The sequence below is a fragment of the Acinetobacter sp. A47 genome, from assembly GCF_000805455.1.
Lineage (GTDB): Bacteria > Pseudomonadota > Gammaproteobacteria > Pseudomonadales > Moraxellaceae > Acinetobacter.
In genome coordinates this window covers 1-422 of the sequence record NZ_JSUS01000046.1, presented here as the reverse complement: position 1 = coordinate 422, position 422 = coordinate 1, and the positions used below count along the sequence as shown (strand labels likewise).

General features: G+C 55.2%; 1 protein-coding gene. It reads left to right on the top strand.

Annotation, left to right across the window (positions count from 1 at the left end; all coding sequences use genetic code 11):
• The coding region (locus OC23_RS11425) for an efflux RND transporter permease subunit (protein WP_038344946.1) at positions 1-422 on the top strand (422 nt) is incomplete at both ends.

The following is a 422-nucleotide window of genomic DNA, read 5'->3' as shown; positions in this document are numbered from 1 at the left end:
GTGCGCGTTTGCAGATCAACCTCAAACCGTTGGATGAACGTGATGATCGGGTGCAAAAAGTCATCGCCCGTCTGCAAACGGCGGTGGATAAAGTGCCGGGCGTCGATCTCTTCCTGCAACCAACGCAGGACCTGACCATCGATACTCAGGTCAGCCGCACCCAGTACCAGTTTACCTTGCAGGCCACGTCACTGGATGCGCCCAGGACCTGGGTGCCACAGTTGATGGAAAAACTCCAGCAGCTGCCACAGATTTCTGATGTCTCCAGCGACTGGCAGGACAAAGGGCTGGTGGCGTATGTCAATGTTGATCGCGACAGCGCCAGCCGTCTGGGGATCAGCATGGCGGATGTCGATAACGCCCTGTACAACGCGTTTGGTCAGCGACTGATTTCCACTATTTATACTCAGGCTAACCAGTAT